Source organism: bacterium (genome assembly GCA_030655055.1).
Classification (GTDB): domain Bacteria; phylum Edwardsbacteria; class AC1; order AC1; family EtOH8; genus UBA5202.
Window position 1 is genome coordinate 1 of the sequence record JAURWH010000020.1, and the last position, 3608, is coordinate 3608.

The 3608-nt window shown below is 57.5% G+C and carries 2 protein-coding genes; both read right to left on the reverse strand.

Annotated elements, in window-relative coordinates; all coding sequences use genetic code 11:
- Positions 1 to 1096, reverse strand: a 1096-nt coding sequence (locus tag Q7U71_00920; protein ID MDO9390322.1) for a M3 family metallopeptidase, incomplete at its 3' end; no start/stop codon positions are given.
- A gap of 247 nt (positions 1097 to 1343) precedes the next feature.
- On the reverse strand, positions 1344 to 3608 hold a 2265-nt coding region (locus Q7U71_00925; protein ID MDO9390323.1), incomplete at its 5' end, for a glycogen/starch/alpha-glucan phosphorylase.

Consider the following 3608-nt stretch of genomic DNA (forward strand, 5'->3'; position numbering starts at 1 on the left):
TGGGTGTGATCATGGCGCAGAAGGCGCCGGCCTCCTTGCCGGGACGGGGATGGGTGTCGATGTGGCCGGCCTCAAAGATCTGCCGGGCGTTCTGGGCCAGGCCGGGAGAAAATTCCCTGAAGGTCTCCAGGACCAGGGCCTTGGCCCGGTCAAAGGGCATGGAGGATTTTTGTTTTTCCAACGGGGCGTAGATGTCATAGCGCTGCAGTTTTTTAACCCCCAGCAGGCGGGCCTTGACCCGGAAGTACTCCTGGTAGATCCCGGCATTGTCGGCGCTGACCTTGAGCAGTGTTTCGATGGCCTTATCCGGAACCTGGTTGTAAAAATTACGCATGGCCATCGGAGACACAAAATTACGGTCTTTGGCGTCCTGATCCCAGTCCTTGGCCAGGGCCTGGTAGATGACATAGAATTTTGAGATATTTTTCTGATAGGGCTGGAAAAGCGCCTGGTAGGCGGCCTGGCGTTCGGCCGGGCTGGAGCTGTAAAAATAAGCCCGGACCTGGCTCTGGGTCTTAAAAACGTTTTCTTTCTTCCCCTTGGGCTTAAAGCGGTACTCAAAGCCGTCGCTGACCAGGCTGTAAAGCTCGTTCAATGGATCGGCCCCGGTGACCTTCTTGCGGGTCATAACTTTTTCCACGTCCTGGTCCAGGGTATGGACCGCTCCCCGGCGCTGGTAGGACAAAACATATTCCAGGTCCGGCACCGCCTTAAAAAGCCTTTGGGCGTTGGCGTCATCCAGCCGGCGCAGGCCCTCCACCGGCTTGCCCATCAGCCACTGGGTGATGGGGATCAGGGCCTGGGTGTGGCTGACCATCAGGTCCTGGGCCCGGGATTTGTAAAGCATGGCATCCTGGGAATTGATGTCCACCGACATCCAGAGCGAGCCGAAGGACCCCAGCCGGTTGACATCCTCCTTGAGCCTTTCGGTGAAGGACATCATTTGGCGGAAGCTTTCTTCGGACATGCCCGGGGAGAGTGCTTTGTAATGGTCCCCCAGTTTAAGGATGTTCTTCTCGAAGGCCCGGGCGAAATCGTCAAACTTGTTCCGGGCGATGATGTCGTTCAAGTTCCATTGCAGTTCCTGTTTGGGCATAAGGGCTCCTTTTGATTTTTAGTTCAAAGCGCTGAGTTCTATAATTATCTAAACTTTGGCAAAAAACAGAGATGATGTCATCTTGAGATGTTTTTTACCTGCCAAACAAACCGAAAGATGGCATTGTCGCCCTTCAATTTGTGGGGCAAGATGTATATCTCAGGGTGACAAAGTGAGTTTTTAGAAAATTTGCTAAAGTCCAGTAAATAAAATGAATTAAGAGCAGAATTGTTTAAGGCAAGAAAATTCACTCAGTAACCTTCACCGGGTCCACCTTCCAGATCTCACTGGCATACTGGGCGATGGAGCGGTCGCTGGAGAACTTGCCCATCCGGGCCACGTTGTAGATGGATTTCTTGAGCCAGAGGTCGGGCTGCAAAAAGGTCTGGTCCACCTCGTGCTGGCAGCGCAGGTAGTCGGCAAAGTCGGCCAGCAGCATGTAATGGTCGCCCTGGTTCAGCAGGTTGTCCACCAGCGGCTTGAACAGCCCGGGCTCCTCCGGGGAAAAATGTCCGCCGGCCATCAGGTCCAGCACTGCTTTTAGACGGGGTTCGGAATCGTAGTATTTCCGGGGGTCATAGCCCTGCCGCCGCAGGTCCAGCACCTGGTCGGCCTTGAGGCCGAAGATGAATATGTTTTCTTCCCCCACTTCCTCCATGATCTCCACGTTGGCCCCGTCCAAAGTTCCGATGGTCAGCGCCCCGTTCAGGGCGAATTTCATGTTGCCGGTGCCGGAGGCCTCCATCCCGGCGGTGGATATCTGCTGGGAGAGGTCGGCGGCCGGGATGATCAGCTCGGCCAGGCTGACCCCGTAATTGGCCAAAAAGACCACCTTCAGGTTCTGGCCCACTTCCGGGTCGTGGTTCACCTTTTCGGCCACCGCGTTGATCAGCCGGATGACCAGCTTGGCCGTGGCGTAGCTGGGGGCGGCCTTGCCGGCAAAGATCACGGTCCGCTTGACGTGCCTGCCGTTGGGATTCTCCTTGATCTCATTGTACCGGTCGATCACGCCCAGGATGTTCAATAGCTGCCGCTTGTACTCGTGCATCCGCTTGACCTGGCAGTCGAACAGCGAATCCACCGGAACCTCGATCCCGTTGTGGCGGCGGATGTATTCGGCCAGCCGGATCTTGTTGGAGCGCTTGACCACCTGCCACTTTTCCCGGAACAGCACATCGTCGGCAAAGGGCTCCAGTTTCTTCAGCTGGGTCAAGTCCTTCACCCAGCCGCTGCCGATCTTCTTGGTGATCAGCCCGGCCAGGTCCCGGTTGCAGGTGTTAAGCCAGCGCCGGGGGGTGATGCCGTTGGTCTTGTTGTTGAATTTTCCCGGAAAGAAATCGTTGAATTCCGGGAACACCTTTTCCTTAAGGATGCTGGTATGCAGTTCGGCCACCCCGTTCACCGAATGGCTTCCCACGATGGCCAGATGGGCCATCTTCACCTGGGGGTCGGGACCTTCGCCGATGATGGACATGGTTTTGAGCTTGGACTGGTCTCCGGGATATTTTTTGGCCACCGCCTCCAGAAAGCGGCGGTTGATCTCCACGATGATCTGCATGTGGCGGGGCAGCAGGTGGTCCATCATGGCCACCGGCCAGTGCTCCAAAGCCTCGGGCATCACGGTGTGATTGGTGTAGGCGAAGACCTTATTGGTCAGTTCCCAGGCCGCGTCCCACTCCAGGCCCTCCTCGTCCATCAGCAGGCGCATCATCTCGGGGATGGCGATGGCCGGGTGGGTGTCGTTGAGCTGGAAGGCGGTCTTTTGGGCGAAGGTCTCGAAATAGGGATGGGTCTTCTTGTAGCGCCGGATGGCGTCCTGTAAAGTGGCGGTGACGAAGAAGTATTCCTGCTTAAGCCTAAGCTCCCGGCCCTGGTAGACATTGTCGCTGGGATACAGCACCCGGGTGATGTTCTCGTTCTGGTTCTTCTGCTCCACCGCCGCCACGTAGTCGCCGCTGTTGAAGTAGTTGAGGTCGAACTCCCGGGTGGACTTGGCCGACCATAATCTCAACGTGTTCACGGTCTGGTTGCCAAAGCCCGGCACCGGCACGTCGTAGGCCATGGCCAGCACGTCCTGGCCGTCCTTCCATTCAAAGCGGGGGCGGCCGTCGGCCCGCACCGTCTGCTCCACCTTGCCGTAGAACTTTACCGGGTACAGGTATTCGGGCCGGGGCAGTTCCCAGGGGTTGCCGTAGCGCAGCCAGTTGTCCGGGGTCTCCACCTGCTGGCCGGCCAGTATCTTCTGAAAGAATATCCCGTATTCGTAGCGGATGCCGTAGCCGTAGGCCGGAAGCTCCAAAGTGGCCATGGAGTCCAGAAAGCAGGCGGCCAGCCGGCCCAGGCCCCCGTTGCCCAGCCCGGCGTCCCACTCAAAATCCTCCAGCTTCTCCATGTCCAAACCCAGGTCGGCCATGGCGTCGTGGGCCGCCTCGTCCATCTGGAGGTTAAGCAGGTTGTTGCCCAGCAGGCGGCCGATCAAAAATTCCAGCGAAAGGTAGTAGACCCGCTTGGC